General features: G+C 61.7%; 22 protein-coding genes and 1 pseudogene. 10 read left to right on the top strand and 13 right to left on the bottom strand.

What is annotated here, in order from left to right:
* Positions 1-13: 13 nt before the first annotated feature.
* Positions 14-2,899: a Tn3 family transposase gene (locus tag ACZLHH_RS09775; protein ID WP_001138082.1), complete on the bottom strand. Its 2,886-nt coding sequence runs from the start codon at positions 2,897-2,899 to the stop codon at positions 14-16.
* A 125-nt stretch (positions 2,900-3,024) separates the two neighbouring features.
* Between ACZLHH_RS09775 and ACZLHH_RS09770 the strand changes: the two genes are divergently transcribed.
* From ACZLHH_RS09770 to ACZLHH_RS09760, 3 genes are all read left to right on the top strand, one after another.
* The gene (locus ACZLHH_RS09770) at positions 3,025-3,639 is read left to right on the top strand and encodes a recombinase family protein (RefSeq protein ID WP_000904906.1); all 615 of its coding nucleotides are present in this window, start codon (positions 3,025-3,027) and stop codon (positions 3,637-3,639) included.
* 65 nt (positions 3,640-3,704) lie between these two features.
* Positions 3,705-4,508 (top strand): aminoglycoside O-phosphotransferase APH(3'')-Ib, encoded by an 804-nt coding sequence (gene aph(3'')-Ib / locus ACZLHH_RS09765; RefSeq protein ID WP_001082319.1) that lies wholly within the window; start codon positions 3,705-3,707, stop codon positions 4,506-4,508.
* The gene (locus ACZLHH_RS09760; RefSeq protein WP_000480968.1) at positions 4,508-5,344 is read left to right on the top strand and encodes an aminoglycoside O-phosphotransferase APH(6)-Id; all 837 of its coding nucleotides are present in this window, start codon (positions 4,508-4,510) and stop codon (positions 5,342-5,344) included. The genes aph(3'')-Ib and ACZLHH_RS09760 overlap by 1 nt, the downstream gene beginning before the upstream one ends.
* 87 nt (positions 5,345-5,431) lie before the next feature.
* Here the strand turns inward: ACZLHH_RS09760 and ACZLHH_RS09755 are convergent.
* The 3 genes and pseudogenes from ACZLHH_RS09755 to merR all read right to left on the bottom strand — a co-directional run.
* A pseudogene (locus ACZLHH_RS09755) lies at positions 5,432-6,337 on the bottom strand (IS91-like element ISCR2 family transposase); the annotation flags it as partial.
* Between the two features lie 208 nt (positions 6,338-6,545).
* Positions 6,546-6,776, bottom strand: a complete 231-nt coding sequence (locus ACZLHH_RS09750) for a hypothetical protein (RefSeq protein ID WP_022579738.1) — start codon at positions 6,774-6,776, stop codon at positions 6,546-6,548.
* 120 nt (positions 6,777-6,896) lie between these two features.
* Entirely contained in the window at positions 6,897-7,304 is a 408-nt protein-coding gene (gene merR / locus ACZLHH_RS09745; protein ID WP_022579739.1) for an Hg(II)-responsive transcriptional regulator, read from the bottom strand.
* A 71-nt stretch (positions 7,305-7,375) separates the two neighbouring features.
* On the opposite strand from merR, the gene merT reads away from it, so the two are divergent.
* The 7 genes from merT (at position 7,376) to ACZLHH_RS09710 (ending at position 11,781) form a co-directional block, all read left to right on the top strand.
* Positions 7,376-7,726, top strand: a complete 351-nt coding sequence (merT, locus tag ACZLHH_RS09740; RefSeq protein ID WP_022579740.1) for a mercuric ion transporter MerT — start codon at positions 7,376-7,378, stop codon at positions 7,724-7,726.
* Between the two features lie 13 nt (positions 7,727-7,739).
* Positions 7,740-8,018, top strand: coding sequence for a mercury resistance system periplasmic binding protein MerP (merP, locus tag ACZLHH_RS09735; protein WP_022579741.1), 279 nt, complete (start codon positions 7,740-7,742; stop codon positions 8,016-8,018).
* A gap of 10 nt (positions 8,019-8,028) precedes the next feature.
* Entirely contained in the window at positions 8,029-9,717 is a 1,689-nt protein-coding gene (merA, locus tag ACZLHH_RS09730; protein ID WP_031294484.1) for a mercury(II) reductase, read from the top strand.
* 14 nt (positions 9,718-9,731) lie between these two features.
* Positions 9,732-10,370: an organomercurial lyase MerB gene (gene merB, locus ACZLHH_RS09725; protein WP_000761850.1), complete on the top strand. Its 639-nt coding sequence runs from the start codon at positions 9,732-9,734 to the stop codon at positions 10,368-10,370.
* A gap of 111 nt (positions 10,371-10,481) precedes the next feature.
* Complete coding sequence (gene merD, locus ACZLHH_RS09720) at positions 10,482-10,847, top strand: mercury resistance co-regulator MerD (protein WP_022579743.1); 366 nt, start codon at positions 10,482-10,484, stop codon at positions 10,845-10,847.
* The gene (gene merE, locus ACZLHH_RS09715) at positions 10,844-11,062 is read left to right on the top strand and encodes a broad-spectrum mercury transporter MerE (protein ID WP_022579744.1); all 219 of its coding nucleotides are present in this window, start codon (positions 10,844-10,846) and stop codon (positions 11,060-11,062) included. The genes merD and merE overlap by 4 nt, the downstream gene beginning before the upstream one ends.
* A gap of 413 nt (positions 11,063-11,475) precedes the next feature.
* Complete coding sequence (locus ACZLHH_RS09710) at positions 11,476-11,781, top strand: transcriptional regulator (RefSeq protein WP_223276974.1); 306 nt, start codon at positions 11,476-11,478, stop codon at positions 11,779-11,781.
* A 244-nt stretch (positions 11,782-12,025) separates the two neighbouring features.
* Here ACZLHH_RS09710 and ACZLHH_RS09705 read toward each other — a convergent pair whose 3' ends face one another.
* From ACZLHH_RS09705 to ACZLHH_RS09665, 9 genes are all read right to left on the bottom strand, one after another.
* Positions 12,026-12,256, bottom strand: coding sequence for a type I toxin-antitoxin system ptaRNA1 family toxin (locus ACZLHH_RS09705; protein WP_000212713.1), 231 nt, complete (start codon positions 12,254-12,256; stop codon positions 12,026-12,028).
* Positions 12,257-12,318: 62 nt separating this feature from the next.
* Positions 12,319-12,591, bottom strand: a complete 273-nt coding sequence (locus tag ACZLHH_RS09700) for a hypothetical protein (protein ID WP_022579746.1) — start codon at positions 12,589-12,591, stop codon at positions 12,319-12,321.
* Between the two features lie 2 nt (positions 12,592-12,593).
* Complete coding sequence (gene trbL, locus ACZLHH_RS09695; RefSeq protein WP_022579747.1) at positions 12,594-14,183, bottom strand: P-type conjugative transfer protein TrbL; 1,590 nt, start codon at positions 14,181-14,183, stop codon at positions 12,594-12,596.
* Positions 14,180-14,449 (bottom strand): entry exclusion lipoprotein TrbK, encoded by a 270-nt coding sequence (gene trbK, locus ACZLHH_RS09690; protein WP_022579748.1) that lies wholly within the window; start codon positions 14,447-14,449, stop codon positions 14,180-14,182. Before trbK ends, trbL begins: the two co-directional genes overlap by 4 nt.
* A 15-nt stretch (positions 14,450-14,464) precedes the next feature.
* Positions 14,465-15,265: a P-type conjugative transfer protein TrbJ gene (trbJ, locus tag ACZLHH_RS09685; protein ID WP_428999623.1), complete on the bottom strand. Its 801-nt coding sequence runs from the start codon at positions 15,263-15,265 to the stop codon at positions 14,465-14,467.
* Positions 15,266-15,515: 250 nt separating this feature from the next.
* Positions 15,516-15,887, bottom strand: a complete 372-nt coding sequence (gene traJ, locus ACZLHH_RS09680; RefSeq protein WP_022579750.1) for a conjugal transfer transcriptional regulator TraJ — start codon at positions 15,885-15,887, stop codon at positions 15,516-15,518.
* A 319-nt stretch (positions 15,888-16,206) separates the two neighbouring features.
* A complete protein-coding gene (locus ACZLHH_RS09675) occupies positions 16,207-16,485 on the bottom strand; it encodes a TraK family protein (RefSeq protein WP_022579751.1) in 279 nt (92 codons plus the stop codon).
* Positions 16,486-17,216: 731 nt separating this feature from the next.
* Positions 17,217-18,086 carry a replication protein C, IncQ-type gene (gene repC / locus ACZLHH_RS09670; protein ID WP_031754834.1) on the bottom strand — a complete coding sequence of 290 codons (870 nt, stop codon included), beginning with the start codon at positions 18,084-18,086 and terminating at the stop codon, positions 17,217-17,219.
* Complete coding sequence (locus ACZLHH_RS09665; protein WP_022579753.1) at positions 18,076-18,951, bottom strand: helicase RepA family protein; 876 nt, start codon at positions 18,949-18,951, stop codon at positions 18,076-18,078. Before ACZLHH_RS09665 ends, repC begins: the two co-directional genes overlap by 11 nt.

Here is an 18,951-nt window from a genome sequence, read left to right as displayed (position 1 = left end):
GCGGAATCCTACGCTAAGGCTTTGGCCAGCGATATTCTCCGGTGAGATTGATGTGTTCCCATCCGAGCGGCGAAACATGGGCCAAGAGATCGGGCGATAGCAGCTTTCCATCGCGTTTCTGGTTTGCAACGACCTCGCCGAGCTTCATGGTGTTCCAGAAGATGATGATGGCGGCGAGCAGATTCATGCCGGCGATGCGGTAATGCTGGCCTTCGGCGGAACGGTCGCGGATTTCACCGCGGCGGTGGAAGCTGATTGCCCGCTTCAGCGCATGATGAGCTTCGCCTTTGTTGAGCCCGATCTGGGCACGCCGTTGGAGTTCGGCATCCAGAATCCAGTCGATCATGAACAGGGTGCGCTCGACGCGACCGACTTCCCGCAGGGCTGTCGCGAGCTCGTTCTGCCGCGGATAGGAGGCGAGTTTCCGCAGAATCTGGCTTGGCGCGACGGTCCCGGCAGCAATGGTGGCGGCGATGCGCAGGATGTCGGGCCAATTGCGCTCGATCATGGCTTGGTTGACCTTTCCGCCGATCAACGCTCGCAGGTGCGCCGGGGCGGCCGACGGATTGAACGCGTAGAGCCGTTTGGATGGCAGGTCGCGGATGCGCGGAGCGAACCGGTAGCCGAGAATGGCACATGCGGCAAAGACGTGATCGGTGAAGCCGCCCGTGTCGGTGAACTGCTCGCGGATATGGCGTCCAGCATCGTTCATCAGCAGGCCATCGAGGATGTAAGGCGCTTCGCTTGCCGTTGCAGGAATCACCTGGGTTGCGAACGGCGCATATTGGTCGGAGACGTGGCTATAGGCTTTCAGGCCCGGGGTATTGCCATATTTCGCGTTGACCAGGTTCATGGCCTCACCTTGCTCTGTAGCGACGAAGAACTGTCCGTCGCTCGAAGCCGACGTGCCCATGCCCCAGAACCGGGCCATGGGTAACGCTGCCTGTGCCTCGACCACCATGGCCAGCGCCCGGTCATAGGCTTCGCCCTCGACATGCCACCGTCCAATGCGGATCAATTCCCAGAAGGTGTGGGTGTTTGTCGCATCCGCCATTTTGCGCAAGCCGAGGTTGATCCCTTCCGCCAAGATAACGTTCATTAGCCCGATCCGGTCAGCGCAGGGTGCTCCTGTGCGCAGATGGGTGAACGCTTCGGTGAAGCCGGTCGCCGCATCCACCTCCAGCAGGAGATCGGTGATGCGCGTGGGCGGGATCTGCTTGTAGAGATCGAGCACCAGATCTTCGGCGCCTGTCGGCGCGGCGGCTTCGAGTTTCTCGATATGCAGAACGCCGTTTTCAATCGACCCGCCCGGGATCGTGCCTGCGCGAGCGGCACGGCCAAGCTCGCGCAACCGCATGTCGAGGCGAGCTTGCCGGTCTGCCAGCCATTCCTCCGGCCGCAATGGCACAGCGAGACGACCGCCTTCCGCGATGGATTGTGCCGGAACGAGTGCGTGTTTCAGATCGCCATAGCGCCGGGACCTAGTAAGCCAGACATCTCCGGAGCGGAACGCATCGCGCAGATGGAACAGCACCGCGATCTCCCATAGGCGAGCGTCGCCAGCCCTCTGGGCCCGAAGGTGGCGATGCCATTTCGAGCTGGGCCGCAAGAAGCTGGTCATCGCGGCATCGTTCAAACCGGTACGAAGGGCCGTCACCGCTTCCAGAAGCGGCAGTGCAACGGGCGCAGCTCGCAGATCGAGCAGGCGCAACATGCGTGGAGCGTATCGGCGGAAGCGGTGATAACCGTCGAGCACATGATTGAGCGGATCGTCGGCCATGGTGGCGGTCAGCCTGGTTGCCATTGCAACAAGGGTTTTTAAGCCGTCCCACCCTGACCCACTCGCGATGACATCGCCCAGCGGCTGGCCATCATCCTGTGCATCGACCAGGGCGCCCCCGATCTCGGCGAAGGATTTCAGGGTGTCACGCACCACCCCCGCTTCGTCTGCGACCTTTGCATGGCAAATACGCTCCGAAGCACGGTAGAGACGGCCGACGATCCGGTCGTGGGTTTCGACCACTGCGTCGGCCAACATCGCCTGCCATTCCGAGACGCAAACAGCCAAGATCGCAAGCCGCCTGTCCTCCGGGAGATCGCGCATGCCGTCGGCATAATACCGTTCACCCTGCCTGCGCAGACGAGTCACCCGATGGGCAGGAACGCCGGCAAGCAGATCCTCGGGGAGATCGATGCGTTGCAGATATTCGAGCCGGTCGAGCAGCCGGTTGGCCGACGAAGAGTTCGAGCCAGGCTCGAACTGGCGCAGCCACACAAAACGGGTCACCCGATCATCAGCCGTCTCCTCGAGCAATGCCAGCAACTGTTCTCGGATCGACATAGGCAGCCGACTGGCGATCCTCGTCTCGATGCGTCGCTCGGCATCGACGAGAGCCGCGGCACAAAGCCGCTCGATCGTGGATGTCGCGGGAAGGACAGTGCGGGTGCGTCGGCACTCGGCTACGAAGCGACGGGCGATATCCTCGTTCGACACCGCCATCTCGGCTTCTCGGAACAACCATTCCTTCAGCTCGCTCGCACCACGTCCGGAGAAGGTGCGGAAGCCGTAGAGCCCCCGTAACTCGGCAAGATGCTCGTGCCGTGTTTCCTCGCGGGCAGCATAGTCTACGAGATCGTCGGCACCCAGGCCAAGCTGCGCTCCGATAAATTCGATGACCTCTGCAGGGATCAGTTCGCCTGGAGCCAGCACCCGGCCGGGATAGCGCAGGACACACAATTGCAGGGCGAAGCCGAACCTGTTGTGAGCGCGCCGACGCAGCCTGATATGCCCAAGGTCTTCATCACTCAGCGTATAGTGCTTGAGCAAATCCGTCTGTGAAGTCGGCAAGCGCAACAGCGCGTCTTTCTGCCGATCGGTTAGAGTGACGCGACGCGGCATACATGTTCCTTTTTCAAAATCTGATAGCGTTCAAGACGCTTTGTTTATGAAGCTGGTTGAGATACATTTCCAGAGGTCAATGCAATCGTGGCCGAAGCGCCGCCTCAAACCAACGTTTGTGATACATGCTGATCGGATATGCCCGCGTCTCCAAAGCCGATGGCTCGCAGTCTCTCGACCTGCAGCACGACGCCTTGCGCGCCGCAGGTGTCGAACGGGACAATATCTATGATGATCTTGCTTCCGGCGGTCGTGATGATCGCCCTGGCTTGACTGCCTGCCTCAAGTCATTGCGTGACGGCGATGTGCTGGTGGTCTGGAAGCTCGATCGCCTCGGACGATCGCTTGCCCATCTGGTCAACACGGTGAAGGAGCTGTCAGACCGCAAGATCGGCCTGCGGGTTCTGACTGGAAAGGGCGCTCAGATCGACACCACGACTGCGTCCGGTCGCATGGTGTTCGGAATCTTCGCCACCTTGGCCGAGTTCGAGCGGGATCTGATCCGAGAGCGCACCATGGCGGGTCTCGCCTCCGCGAGAGCGCGCGGTCGCAAGGGCGGACGAAAATTCGCGCTCACCAAAGCTCAGGTGCGTCTCGCGCAAGCCGCCATGGCCCAGCGCGATACTTCAGTTTCCGATCTCTGCAAGGAACTCGGCATCGAGCGCGTCACTCTCTACCGATATGTCGGTCCCAAAGGCGAGCTCAGAGACCATGGAAAGCATGTTCTCGGACTTACGTAGCAACTCGTTTCTTTTCGCAGGTTGAGCCACCTCCGCGCTTCATCAGAAAACTGAAGGAACCTCCATTGAATCGAACTAATATTTTTTTTGGTGAATCGCATTCTGACTGGTTGCCTGTCAGAGGCGGAGAATCTGGTGATTTTGTTTTTCGACGTGGTGACGGGCATGCCTTCGCGAAAATCGCACCTGCTTCCCGCCGCGGTGAGCTCGCTGGAGAGCGTGACCGCCTCATTTGGCTCAAAGGTCGAGGTGTGGCTTGCCCCGAGGTGATCAACTGGCAGGAGGAACAGGAGGGTGCATGCTTGGTGATAACGGCAATTCCGGGAGTACCGGCGGCTGATCTGTCTGGAGCGGATTTGCTCAAAGCGTGGCCGTCAATGGGGCAGCAACTTGGCGCTGTTCACAGCCTATCGGTTGATCAATGTCCGTTTGAGCGCAGGCTGTCGCGAATGTTCGGACGCGCCGTTGATGTGGTGTCCCGCAATGCCGTCAATCCCGACTTCTTACCGGACGAGGACAAGAGTACGCCGCAGCTCGATCTTTTGGCTCGTGTCGAACGAGAGCTACCGGTGCGGCTCGACCAAGAGCGCACCGATATGGTTGTTTGCCATGGTGATCCCTGCATGCCGAACTTCATGGTGGACCCTAAAACTCTTCAATGCACGGGTCTGATCGACCTTGGGCGGCTCGGAACAGCAGATCGCTATGCCGATTTGGCACTCATGATTGCTAACGCCGAAGAGAACTGGGCAGCGCCAGATGAAGCAGAGCGCGCCTTCGCTGTCCTATTCAATGTATTGGGGATCGAAGCCCCCGACCGCGAACGCCTTGCCTTCTATCTGCGATTGGACCCTCTGACTTGGGGTTGATGTTCATGCCGCCTGTTTTTCCTGCTCATTGGCACGTTTCGCAACCTGTTCTCATTGCGGACACCTTTTCCAGCCTCGTTTGGAAAGTTTCATTGCCAGACGGGACTCCTGCAATCGTCAAGGGATTGAAACCTATAGAAGACATTGCTGATGAACTGCGCGGGGCCGACTATCTGGTATGGCGCAATGGGAGGGGAGCAGTCCGGTTGCTCGGTCGTGAGAACAATCTGATGTTGCTCGAATATGCCGGGGAGCGAATGCTCTCTCACATCGTTGCCGAGCACGGCGACTACCAGGCGACCGAAATTGCAGCGGAACTAATGGCGAAGCTGTATGCCGCATCTGAGGAACCCCTGCCTTCTGCCCTTCTCCCGATCCGGGATCGCTTTGCAGCTTTGTTTCAGCGGGCGCGCGATGATCAAAACGCAGGTTGTCAAACTGACTACGTCCACGCGGCGATTATAGCCGATCAAATGATGAGCAATGCCTCGGAACTGCGTGGGCTACATGGCGATCTGCATCATGAAAACATCATGTTCTCCAGTCGCGGCTGGCTGGTGATAGATCCCGTCGGTCTGGTCGGTGAAGTGGGCTTTGGCGCCGCCAATATGTTCTACGATCCGGCTGACAGAGACGACCTTTGTCTCGATCCTAGACGCATTGCACAGATGGCGGACGCATTCTCTCGTGCGCTGGACGTCGATCCGCGTCGCCTGCTCGACCAGGCGTACGCTTATGGGTGCCTTTCCGCAGCTTGGAACGCGGATGGAGAAGAGGAGCAACGCGATCTAGCTATCGCGGCCGCGATCAAGCAGGTGCGACAGACGTCATACTAGATATCAAGCGACTTCTCCTATCCCCTGGGAACACATCAATCTTACCGGAGAATATCGTTGGCCAAAGCCTTAGCGTAGGATTTCGCCCTCTCCCGCAAACGACCCCTCACCGAACGGATCACCACTGGTCGGCAGAGTTTGCAAAGTGAACACCTTTCGCCCCGCCTGTGAACCGACAGCGATACGGTAAGTGATCGAGTGCCCCAGCAGGGGTGTCATCGGGTCGTCATCCACCGCATCCGAGGCCAGATAGCTGTTTTCGACATCCCGTTCCAGCAGGCCTTGCCGTTCCAGATAGCGACCCACCCGGTGGGCGATGGTGTGCGTCAGCTGGGTGAGCTCTGGGCTGGTCGGCGCCTTGACCCAGCGGAAACGCGCTGAGCCGTGGGATTGCTCGACATACACACCGTCGAGAAACAGCATGTGGAAGTGAACATTCAGATTGAGCGCCGATCCAAAACGCTGGATCAGGGTGACCGCGCCCGTCTTGGCCACTTGGTGGGTATGGCCCGCTTTCTTGACCAGGTGCGTGGCAATGACGCGGTAAACGATGCCCAGCACCCACCCCATGATCTCGGGCCGGCTGGCAAACAGGAAACGCAGCTGAAACGGGAAGCTCAACACCCACTGACGCATGGGTTGTTCAGGCAGTACTTCATCAACCAGCAAGGCGGCACTTTCGGCCATCCGCCGCGCCCCACAGCTCGGGCAGAAACCGCGACGCTTACAGCTGAAAGCGACCAGGTGCTCGGCGTGGCAAGACTCGCAGCGAACCCGTAGAAAGCCATGCTCCAGCCGCCCGCATTGGAGAAATTCTTCAAATTCCCGTTGCACATAGCCCGGCAATTCCTTTCCCTGCTCTGCCATAAGCGCAGCGAATGCCGGGTAATACTCGTCAACGATCTGATAGAGAAGGGTTTGCTCGGGTCGGTGGCTCTGGTAACGACCAGTATCCCGATCCCGGCTGGCCGTCCTGGCCGCCACATGAGGCATGTTCCGCGTCCTTGCAATACTGTGTTTACATACAGTCTATCGCTTAGCGGAAAGTTCTTTTACCCTCAGCCGAAATGCCTGCCGTTGCTAGACATTGCCAGCCAGTGCCCGTCACTCCCACTCGATTGTTAATGACAGAAAAACAACCGGTACTTTCATGCACTTATGATTTCTGCCGCATTAAATGCCATGAATAATGCCATGTTCGTCATTCTGCCTTGAATGCGCTGCGCTGCCGGCGTTCGACCTCTCCCTTCGATAGCTCGCTGGGCCAGGTCGCCAGCTCCGCATCGGTAAGGCCGGCCAGTACTTCGGGCAAGCGCATGGTAGCGAAGTGGCTTGGCGGTTCAAACTGGTATCCGGCAGCGATCAGCTCAGCCTCTACTTCCACAGTGATGAAAAACGGCTCGGTCCGGTTTTCGTGGTGCAGCTTTGTCATGCTCTTTTTCTCCTGGCGTTCATCCTGGCTAGCAGCCAGTGCGTTGGCTTCGCGACGGCGTCCTCAACTAAGGTCTTCTCAGAACGGCAAAAATCGTACGCTAAGGGCTGAAGATGCCCTTCAGCAACAGTGCAAGGCTGCGATCAACGGGCAGGAAACATTGCCCTGGTGCGCGTTGCACTCGCTCACCAGCTTCGACAGCACCTCTTCCATCCGCGTGAGGTCCGCCATGCGTGCGCGCACATCGGCCAGCCGGTGGGCAGCCAGTTCGGCCGCCTCGCTGCAATGGGTGCCATCCTCCAGTTTCAGGAGCTGGCCGACCTCATCCAGGCTGAAACCCAGGCGCTGGGCGGACTTCACGAACTTCACCCGCGCCACGTCCGCCAGACCATAGCGGCGGATGCTCCCGTAGGGCCGCTCCGGCTGGGGCAGTAGGCCCTTGAGCTGATAGAAGCGGATCGTCTCCACGTTCACCCCGGCGGCCTTGGCGAAGGCCCCGATGGTCAGATTCTCTTGAGCGTTCTCCATGGTGCTTGACTCCGTAGTTGACTACGGAAGTAACGTTACAGCATCAAGCGAAGTCCCGGAAGGAGAACCTTATGTCGGAACCCAAGAACGGCCGCGGCGCACTGGCGACCGGCGGCATCGCGGCCGTCCTCGCCTCGGCCTGTTGCCTCGGCCCCCTCGTCCTGGTCGCGCTCGGCTTCTCGGGCGCGTGGATCGGCAACCTGACCGTGCTGGAGCCGTACCGGCCGATCTTCATCGGCGCGGCACTCGTCGCGCTGTTCTTCGCCTGGCGCAGCATCTTCCGACCGGCCCATGCCTGCAAGCCGGGCGACGTCTGCGCCGTGCCCCAAGTGCGGACGGCCTACAAGGTGATTTTCTGGGTCGTGGCCGCCCTGGTTCTGGTTGCCCTCGCTTTCCCCTACATCCTGCCGCTGTTCTATTGAAAGGAGAATTGCCATGAAGAAACTCGCCACCCTGATCGCCCTGGCCGCCGCCCTGAGCACGCCCGCCTGGGCCGCCACCAAGACCGTTACCCTGTCGGTGCCCGGCATGACCTGCGCCGCGTGCCCGATCACAGTAAAGAAGGCACTCACCAAGGTGGACGGCGTGCAAAAGGCCGAGGTCAGTTACGAGAAGCGGGAAGCCGTCGTCACCTTCGACGACGCGAAGACCAATGCCGACGCCTTGACCAAGGCCACCGCAAACGCGGGCTACCCCTCCAGCGTCAAGCAGTGAGGGCACTGTCATGGCCGAAGCGATCACCCTTCACATCGAAGGCATGACCTGCACGTCGTGCGCCGAGCACGTCCAGCAGGCCCTGAAAAACGTGCCCGGCGTGCGCTCGGCCTCGGTGTCCTATGCGCAGCGGCAGGCCGAAATCGAGGCGGACGCGGGCGTGAACTTGCCCCCTCTGGTAGCCGCAGTGGCCGCGCTCGGCTACCGCGCACGGCTCGCCGACACGCCGAACAAGCCTACCGGCCTGTTGGATAAGGCGCTGGGCTGGCTCGGTGGCGACACGAAGCATGAAGGCGGCGAGCCGGCGCTGCACGTGGCCGTGATCGGCAGCGGCGGCGCGGCGATGGCGGCGGCCTTGAAGGCCGTCGAGCAAGGCGCGAAAGTCACGCTGATCGAGCGCGGTACTATCGGCGGCACCTGCGTCAACATCGGCTGCGTACCGTCCAAGATCATGATCCGTGCCGCCCACATTGCGCATCTGCGCCGTGAAAGTCCGTTCGACGATGGCATCGCGGCTACTGTGCCGGCGATTAACCGCAGCAAACTACTGGCCCAGCAGCAGGCGCGCGTCGATGAGCTGCGCCACGCCAAGTATGAAGGCATCCTGGATGGCAACCCGGCCATCACCGTTCTGCATGGTGAAGCGCGTTTCAAGGATGACCAAAGCCTTACCGTCCGTTTGAACGATGGCGGCGAGCGCGTCGTGGTGTTCGATCGCTGCCTGGTCGCCACTGGTGCCAGTCCGGCCATTCCGCCCATCACTGGTTTGAAAGGCACGCCGTACTGGACATCTACCGAGGCCCTAGTGAGTGACACCATTCCCGAACGCCTAGCCGTGATCGGATCGTCGGTGGTGGCGCTGGAACTGGCGCAAGCCTTCGCCCGGCTGGGCAGCCAGGTCACGATCCTGGCGCGCAGCACACTGTTCTTCCGCGAAGACCCGGCCATCGGTGAGGCCGTCACAGCCGCCTTTCGTGCCGAAGGAATCAAGGTTCTGGAACACACGCAAGCCAGCCAGGTCGCCTATGCGGACGGCGAATTCGTGCTGACCACAGGGCACGGCGAAGTGCGCGCCGACAAGTTGCTGGTCGCTACCGGCCGCACGCCGAACACGCGCAGCTTGGCGCTGGAAGCGGCGGGTGTCGCCGTCAATGCGCAGGGAGCCATCGTCATTGACAAGGGCATGCGCACCAGTACGCCACACATTTATGCCGCAGGAGACTGCACTGACCAGCCGCAATTCGTCTATGTGGCAGCGGCCGCCGGCACCCGTGCGGCCATCAACATGACCGGCGGAGACGCTACGCTCAATCTGACCGCGATGCCGGCGGTGGTGTTCACCGATCCGCAGGTCGCCACTGTGGGCTACAGCGAGGCGGAAGCGCACCACGACGGGATCGAGACCGACAGCCGCCTGCTAACACTGGATAACGTGCCGCGTGCGCTCGCCAACTTCGACACACGCGGCTTTATCAAGCTGGTAATCGAGGAAGGTAGCGGACGACTCATTGGGGTACAGGCAGTGGCCCCGGAAGCGGGCGAGCTGATCCAGACGGCGGTGCTCGCGATCCGTAACCGCATGACCGTACAGGAACTGGCTGACCAGTTGTTCCCCTACCTGACGATGGTCGAGGGGCTGAAGCTCGCGGCGCAGACCTTCACCAAGGATGTCAAACAATTGTCCTGCTGCGCAGGATGAAAGGAGATGGAACCATGAAGCTCGCCCCATATATTTTAGAACGTCTCACTTCGGTCAATCGTACCAATGGTACTGCGGATCTCTTGGTCCCGCTACTGCGGGAACTCGCCAAGGGGCGTCCGGTTTCACGAACGACACTTGCCGGGATTCTCGACTGGCCCGCTGAGCGAGTGGCCGCCGTACTCGAACAGGCCACCAGTACCGAATATGACAAAGATGGGAACATCATCGGCTACGGCCTCACCTTGCGCGAGACTTCGTATGTCTTTGAAATTGACGACCGCCGTCTGTATGCCTGGTGCGCGCTGGACACCTTGATATTTCCGGCGCTGATCGGCCGTACAGCTCGCGTCTCATCGCATTGCGCTGCAACCGGAGCACCCGTTTCACTCACGGTTTCACCCAGCGAGATACAGGCTGTCGAACCTGCCGGCATGGCGGTGTCCTTGGTATTGCCGCAGGAAGCAGCCGACGTTCGTCAGTCCTTCTGTTGCCATGTACATTTCTTTGCATCTGTCCCGACGGCGGAAGACTGGGCCTCCAAGCATCAAGGATTGGAAGGATTGGCGATCGTCAGTGTCCACGAGGCTTTCGGCTTGGGCCAGGAGTTTAATCGACATCTGTTGCAGACCATGTCATCTAGGACACCGTGATCGGATATCGACCCAATGTTCTACGGCACCGGCATCGGATTCGCAGCGCGCGGATTGAACTCGGCGAAACGGTATATGCATTGCCGTGAACCGACCAAAAGGAGGTGTTCGATGAACGCCTACACGGTGTCCCGGCTGGCCCTTGATGCCGGGGTGAGCGTGCATATCGTGCGCGACTACCTGCTGCGCGGATTGCTGCGGCCAGTCGCCTGCACCACGGGTGGCTACGGCCTGTTCGATGACGCCGCCTTGCAGCGACTGTGCTTCGTGCGGGCCGCCTTCGAGGCGGGGGTCGGCCTGGACGTGCTGACCCGGCTGTGCCGGGCGCTCGATGCGCCGGATGCGGGTGAAGCGGCGGTGTGGCTCACCGAGCTGCGCCAACTCGTCGAACGGCGACAGCGGGCGCTTGCGGGCCTGGAGGTGCAGTTGAGCGCGCTGCGTGCCGAGGTCGCCCGGCAGGAAGGGGCGTTGCCATGAACGGCCCCGAGCGCAAGCCCATTACCGGCTACCTGTGGGGCGGACTGGCTGTGCTGACCTGCCCCTGCCACCTGCCCATCCTCGCCGTCGTGCTGGCCGGTACGACCGCCGGCGCGTTCCTCGGCGAGCATTGGGTCATCGCGGCGCTCGGTTTGACCGGCTTGTTCCTGCTGTCCCTGTCGCGGGCGCTGCGGGCGTTCAGGGAAAGATCATGAGCACTGCCAGATTGACGGATGATTTCCTTGAGATTGCTCAGAAAGCCACTGCTAGCAAACAATACAGCAATCCCCGCACAAAGGAGTCATCATGGGCAGGAAGGAACCCGACGAAGCGATTGCAGATAGCCGCACCGGCCTGCGCGTAGACCTGACAATAGGGGATAAGAATGACCGAACCGAAGAGCCTTGAAAACTGGCTGTATGAGAAGGCAGGCCCCGCCTATGACGCCTTGAAGGCCGACCCGGCCCGCGCCGCCACGCCTGACCAGGTGCGTTACACCCTGGCCGAGCTGCTGGCCGAGGCCGAAGCCGCCGGCGGATATCCACTGCCGCCGGAACAACGCGAATGGGTAGATGCGCCGGCCGTTGGTCGCGAGTGGCCGGCCTGTGATGCCTTGGAAGCTGACCAGGTGCGCGCACGCCTACATGACGACGCGATGGTCGAAACGTTCCGCAAAGACCCGGCCTATGCCGTGGAACTGCTGAACAGCATCCTTGAGGATGGCGACAAGGGCGAGCTACTGATTGCACTTCGCCAGATGACGAAGGCTGCTGGCCGTGAAATGCTGACACCGTTTGACCCGGCCAAATGGCTGACCAGCACCGAGACCGTGGCCGCGTTCCTGGCCGAAGCCGAGGCCACCGGCGACCAGGCCTATGTCGAGCACGCCCGCGCAGTTGCAGCGCGGGCCAAAGTCATGCACGGCATCGAGTAGGGAGCTGGCCAGCATCGCCATTCCTGACGGTGCTGCAGCACCATGTGCGCGACTTGGTGCGCGGGGATCTCATCGCCGGAAATGACGATGCGAGATCCACGCCAAGGGGAAAAGCCAGAGCGGCCGTCATGGTCCGATCTGGCGATGCTCGAGCACGCCGGCGCACATCGCCGGCTATGACGATGCAGGCCCGGAAACGACAAGGGCGGCCACTGGCCGCCCTTGCTGTTCCTGGTGCGCGTGCCTACGCGGCACGGAGTGACTGCCGCACCGCCTCCAGGGCCTCGCGGAAGTCAGCAGGCGTCGCCCGGCCCGTCTCGGCCTGGTAGAAGACGACCATGAAGGCATTGGCGACGGCCTCGGCGAGCGGCCCTAGCTGCCGCGCTGCGTCCTGGTCGAGCCAGTCGAGCGCGGCGAGCTGCACGGCTGCATGATGAACGGCCTGCGTTGCATTGGTAGGATTCAGGGTTGCCATGATTCACCTCTCTAACAGGTGGGTTGTGGAAGTGTCGGCCGGCCCCACGCCGGCCGGCGCGCTTATCGGCTGCCGGTGCCGTAGAAGCCGGCGGCCTCGGCCAGCGGCGTGCTTCTCGCGCTGCTGCCGTAGCTGCTGGCGTTGCCGCCCGACCTGGCCGCCGGCTTGGTGGCCTCAATGACGGGCGAGGCGGGTCGATCAACAAAGGCCGCAACTTCTGCCGCGGGGTCTGCATCAGTCGATTGATCGTCGACCGGCTCAACCTCAACCGCCTGTGCCTGGCGCTGCTCGGTAGCGGCAAGGTCCAGGCAATCGAAAAATCCTCTCGGCGTCATCGTCATACCTCCTTGTCGCGGTTGGCGAACGTGGCCACTTCATCATCAGGATCAGCAGCAGCCGAATCGGCCCCTGCCAGGCTGTTGCCGCCGAAGCTGGGCACATCCTCGGCCGCCTGGTCTGTCTGGCTGCTCGCCCGGATCGCGGCGGCGATCTTTCCGCCAGTGGTGTCGGCGATGCGTTCGGCAGCGGCGTCGCGGATGCTGGCCGCCTTGGCCTTCGCAACGTCGCCAATGCCATGCGCCAGGTTCGCAGCCGTCGCCGCGAGAAGGCTGCCCGCACCTTGGCCGGCCTTCGAGCTGCCGGCGTCGCTGCTGGCCTTCGAGCTGGAACCGCTGCCCGAGCTGTCGGCGTGGCTGGTCTGCTGTGCCACCTTGCTCTGGCCGCTGCTGCCCGAACTGCTGGAGCTTCCCGAGTTATAGAAGCCGGCCGCCTGGCCGAGCGGCGTACTTGTGCCGGCACTGGAACCGCCGCCACCAAAGCCCGCCGCCTGCGCGAACGATCCAGCATCGGAATCACCGCCAGCACCACCACCAAACATGGGCATTCCGCCCGATTCGCCACCGGCGCTGGCCCCTGCTTTCTCGAACGCTGCTTTAATCGCCGACATGCCGCCGGCGGCCGAGGCTGCACCGCCCATCACGGCCGCGCCAGCCACGCTTGCCGCTCCGGCGGCCATGCTCGCCGCGCCCATAGCCGCACCGATGGCGGCACCTGCACCGAAGTTGCCGATGCCACCAGCGCCACCGATACCCGAGCCGGTGATGATGCCGGCGACAAGCGGGGGCACGCGATTGACCAGCATGAGCAACGCCACGCAGAAAACGAGCATCACGCCCAGCTCTTCAAAGTTCAGGGTGCCGGTGTTCATCCTGGCGTAGAAGCTGGAAAGCAGGTCGTTCCCGATGCCGACCAGGAGCACCATCGTCATGATCTGCACGGCCACGCCCAGCACGGTCTTGTAGTAGTTGATCGCCATGTCTGACGTCCAACGCGAGCCGCCGAAGCCAAGGAAGAAGATACCGGCGTACATCAGCAGCCAGCCTGACACGAGAAGCAGCAACATATTCACGGCGACAACGGCCAGCAGGATCAGGATGCCGACGCTCAAGGCCACACCGATGAAGCTATCCACGGGCGACCAGATCGACGAGTTCCTGAATGCCTGCTTCAAGATCATGAAGCCAATATCCACGATGCCCGAGGGTGTCACCGACGCCACCCCAGACGCCTGCTCACCAAGCCGGGCCAGTGACTGGATGATCGAGTTGGCGAAGGTCGGGCCATAGCGCAACAGCCAGAGGAAGAAGCCGAAGAACAGGATGAACCTGATGAACTCGGCGAAGAACTCGCCAATGTCGGCCTTGCGCAGCGCCATGAAGCCGAACGTGAAAACCAGCGAGATCGTGCCCAGCGTCCAGAACAGGAACATCGCGGCATTCATCACCACCGTCTGCCAGGACGTGGCCCGCGTGGCGAACTCCGTCACCACCTGGTCAAGCATCCCTTGGTTGGTGAGCTGGGCCGACGCGGCGGTGGAGTAAAGCGCGAGGGCGACGCCGATCAGCGCCGCCTTGTGCAGTGCTTTCATGGCTTCGCCTCCTTCTGGTCTTTCGGGTCGGCCAGTTCGAGCCAGTTCATGGGCTTCTCGGTCGGCGCGATGCCGCCGGCGGCCGGCGACCGGCGCGAGCACAGCCCGGCGAATTTCTCGCGCGTGGCCCTATCCTCGATCTTCGTGATCGCCTCAATCTGGCAATTGGTGTCATTGACCTCGGGCATGGGCGGGATGGCTGGCTTGTTGTCGCAACCAGCCACCAGCACCACCACGAGGCCGGCAAGCAGCATCGTATTCTTCATGGTGCAGGGCCTCCGTCAGCGGGTCAGTTCGAGCCAGTTTCTTGGGTTGGCCGTGCGCTCGATCCTGGATTCCCTGGAAGTCGCGCCGGCGGCCTGCTGTTGCGCCTCTACGTCGGCCTGCGCCTGCATCCTGGCGGTCGCGGCGTTCTGCTGTGCGATCAGCAGGCCACGGATTTGCAGGAGCTGGTTTGCCTGGTTGGCGGCGAGCTGGTTGGCGTAGCCGATGGCCTGCATCTGCCCGGTCGCGCCCTGCGCGGCGGACTGGAGCCGTTCGAGCTGGCGAGCATCGGCGGAAAGGTTGCGCTGCTGTTGCTCCAGGCCCTTGAAAAGCGCGTCGTTCGCCTTCTTCTGACTCTCGCTCGCCAGGCTGCGGTTTTGCTCCATCGCGGCGCGCTCGGCATCCGAGCACCCGGCGGCCGAGAAGCACGGCGAACCACGGTAGTAGGCCACATCCTGGAACTTGCCCAGGTACGCATCGACGCTGCCGAGCTGATTCCGGTAGTAGTTCAGCGTGTCGGTGGCGGCCATCAATCCGTTGATGGTGGACTGCGCCTGATCCCAGATATACGCGGCCGGGGCCATTGTGTTTTGCAGCATGTTTTCGTACTGCTGCAACTGGGTCTGGTACTGCTCGATCTGCTTGAGCGTCTGCGCCACCGACTCGATGGCCGTCATGACGTTTTGCACCAGGTTGCCGCCGTCGATGACGGGGATGCCTGCCTGCGCCGGGGTGATGATGATGCTGCCGGCCAGAGCGGCGGCGAGCGCGGTTTTAGCCGCTAAAAAACGGACGTGCTTCATGGTCGCAATCTCCATTCGATGAAAGAAAGGCAATGCCTTGACCAAGCTCGCGCTTGCCCACGGCAAGGTTTCATCGAAGAGCTACGCCACTAGCTAATCGGTATCGCCCTTGGCACTGAGGCCCGGGCTTCGGTGATTCTGTTCTCGGCCCTTACGGGGTGTCCCTGGCCTTATGCGTTCTCCCAAGAGTTGATAACGCCCAGGCTGGCGGCCTGGAAGGGGCTTGTGTCGCGTGCAGCACACGGTAATTTAGCTGCTAAAACTCTCAAGGTTCGGCCCTCGGCTGCACCACCGACTTCATGAGCCGGCTCATTTCGTCCTGGGTGGCCTCGATCCGACCCAGCAGGGCAAGGATCGTGGCATCGCCGAACCGGGCTGTGCGCGGATCGTCGGTCAGCCATAGCTTGAGCAATCCGCCCAGCCGGCCAAGGTCGCCATTCACTCGCACCAACTCGCGCACATAGTGATAGTCCATGACACCCCTGACCTGGTAGCCCTGGCCTACGTCGCGCAGGTAGCGCGCCATGCTGATTCCCGCCATCTTGGCGTTCGCCTCAATCAGTTCGCGTTCTTCTGGAAGGCAGTACACCTTGATCGGTGGGCTGCCCTTCCTGGTGATTCGATTCTCGTCGCCCATTTGTCCTCCAACCGGCGGTAGCCGGCAGCCTCGCAGAGCAGGATGCCCGTTGAGCGCCCCGCGCGAATAAGGGACAGTGAAGAAGGACAACCGGCTTGCCGGTGGGCCTACTTCACACATCCTGCCCGCCTTACGGCGTTGTTTTTGTCTCGTATGACTCATCGAATTTCGCGCTGTAACCGCACCATTGCTTCGCAACAGCGCGCCAGCAGCGAGAAAACCAACGGAAATTGCCAACGTCCGTGTGCTTGCAGCGATCCAAGAGGCCGGTAACAGCGTTTCAGCCATGCGCTTGCAGCGATTGAGCATGGGACTTTGCTCACTTCGTGCCCTGACCCGTGGAGCCAGGCGGCGCATTGGTGATGTGCTGGCGAACGTATTTCAGGAACGTCTCATAGCGGAAAGGGATTCGCCCAATCTCGCGCATGTGCTCCCAGATGATCTTGAGCGCGTAGCCGGCCTCCATCGCTTCCTTCACGTCCGCGCGCGCCGCCATGAAAGCGGCCAGGTAGTCCCTGCGCTTTATCTGCGAGGTCTGCTGCTGATGAGCGAGCCGTGCGGCCAGCTCGTCTGGATAGCTGCTTTCTGTCGTCGCCATGTCCGTAAACCTCCGTTATCAACTGAACTACTCCGAAGGTTACGGAGTGCCCGCCTACACAACATTCCAATAATTGGCCGAAACGATTGACATGGAGCCGATGACACTGGCACGCGCATCGAAATAGGGATGGCAGCCCATTCGGCACGGAAGGTTGAACGCCAAGAGGGAGGCCGAGAGAATCCCCCGCCGCTCGGCCCCTCAAGTGTCAAAGAGTGGATCACATCGTCAGAGGCGGCGATGCGAGCTCGAGCGCCGGCGGCCGCCATCGTCGGAACTGACGATGGGGCCCTCGGTGCATCGTCGGATGTGGCGATGGTCGACCGTGGCCCGGACATGGCCAGCCTCGCCGGAAATGGCGATGCTGCAGCTCGACGTGTGCGCGAAAGAAGGGCCGGCCTCATGACGTGACCGGGAATGGATTTGAACTGTTGTATGTTGTAGCGCGCTACAACATACAACATACAACATACAACACCTGCCTATTGACACTTGAGGGGCGCAGCGTTTTAGCCGCTAAAAGAACCGCCCGGAGCTGCCCCCCCTTCTGGCGTACAACTCAACGGCCGAAGGCCGACCATCGGCAAGCGGCAAGGGCTTGGCGTCGCCCTAAAGGGCGGCGGCAAGCACCGCGCCTAGTGGATGATCTTGGAAGATCATGGATGGAATTTGCGAACTAGCCGCAAGCCCGCGCCGTTGCTGTGTTTTCCGGTTTGAGACGGGGAACGTTGCTACGGGTGAAGGGGAACATTGCTACGGAGTTTGGGGAACGTTACTACGGGCTTCGGCCTGCCAATTTCCCACTTCCCTGCCGCATACTCGCTGACCTTCCAGCCCACGGTGGCAAGCTCGGCCAGAGCCTTGCGGGCCTTCTGGCGGCGCTTCTTCATGGCCTCGGCGTTCGCCTCGTCCGGCCAGACGTAGCCAGAAAGGGTATCGAGTTCCACGCGCCCGGCTTTGCCGGGATCGATCCAGCCGCATAGCCGTTGGTGAATCAGGCGGGCCGGGTCGGTTTGTAGCGCCCGCACCTCGGCCATCTCGATGCGGGTATACGGGCGCCTCCCAAGAATCGCCTCCGCAATCTGGGGATTCAGCGCGACGAACAACCGCCCGTCCTCCTCATTGAAGGCGTAGCTCATCAGGTGAAAAGACCTTTGCCTGCTTCCCTTGCTGACTACCACCGTCACGTTTGCCATGCGCAGCAAGCTCGCCTTGATCGCCCTGATATTGTCGCCGCCATCGGTCAAGCCGATTTCGCCTAGCAGGCTGGTCATACTCTCTCTCACGACCAGCGCATCCTGCCCTACCGCGTCGAACTTCGGCTCAAGGAATAGACGGAGTTGCTTCGGCAAGTCCGCTGTTGGCTCTGGCGTCAGGATGATGCCCTTCGGTCCTCCAAGAGCCACAAGACCTTGCAGCAGCCGCATGTCATCAGCACCAAGAGGCTCGAAGCCGACGAACCGCGCTTGTTCATTTTCGGCGTAGTGATACGTCACATCGAGCTTGAGCCTCTTCCGTTCGCCGCGCTTGAGACTGCGGAACAAGCCGGGGACCAAGCAGTGCATTGGATCGTGCCTGGCATGGGTGAGGTCAAAAGCCATCGCCTCGCCTCCGACCATCACGTCTTTCCTCATTCCTGCTGGCCTCATACAGCTCCACCGGCACCAGCACGCCGCCGGCGTGCCGCATGTACCAGCGATCAAGCGGCGTGGCGTCGTAGTTCTGCTTGCTGACGCCGAAACGCACGAAGTAGCCGCGCCGCTCATCGCCGATGGGCTGCCGGTCATGGGCGCGGTCGCTGAGGCGCTTCGCCTCGTCCTCGGTCATGCGGGCGACGTAACCGCACCACCTGGCGTTGTCGATCAGCGCGGACGCGCCACGCGCGGCCTGCTGCTGGTCGGTCTGCCCTTCGCGGGCGCTGCCCTTGCTGACGTGGTGCAGGTAGAGCACGGATGCACCCGTGGTGGCAGCAACGTGCTCCAGTACGGCCACGAGGTGGGCCATGTTGCCGTTGCTGTTCTCATCGAGAGTGTGAATGCGGCTCAGGGTGTCCAGCACGATCAGCCGCGCCCCGGCACCGTCCTCAATAACGCGGCGCAAGTGGGCCTTTTTCATGATGTCCAGGCGCTTGCCCATGATCGGCTCAAGCGCGAGGTTCTCCGCGATGGCTTGACGAGCCGCGTGCCCGAGGTGCTGGCCGATGGCATGAATGCGCCGCACAAGCGCGGGCGGTGGGTCTTCCCCGGCCAGATAGACCACGCGCCCGGTGTGCGCGGGAGCAAGTCCCACGAGGTCGCCGCCGGCCACGCTGCATGCGATGCTCATGGCCGCTTCCAGCGCCCAGAAGCTCTTGCCAGTGGCCCCTGGGGCGACGAGCGCGCCGACGGTTCCCGCGAGGAAGCCCGGCCATATGAAGTCCAGCACCGGCGGTTCATGCTCGAACGCCGCCAGTACATCAATCGCCAT

Source organism: Stenotrophomonas sp. 28608_Sma, assembly GCF_056486185.1.
This window is presented reverse-complemented; position numbering and strand designations above follow the sequence as displayed.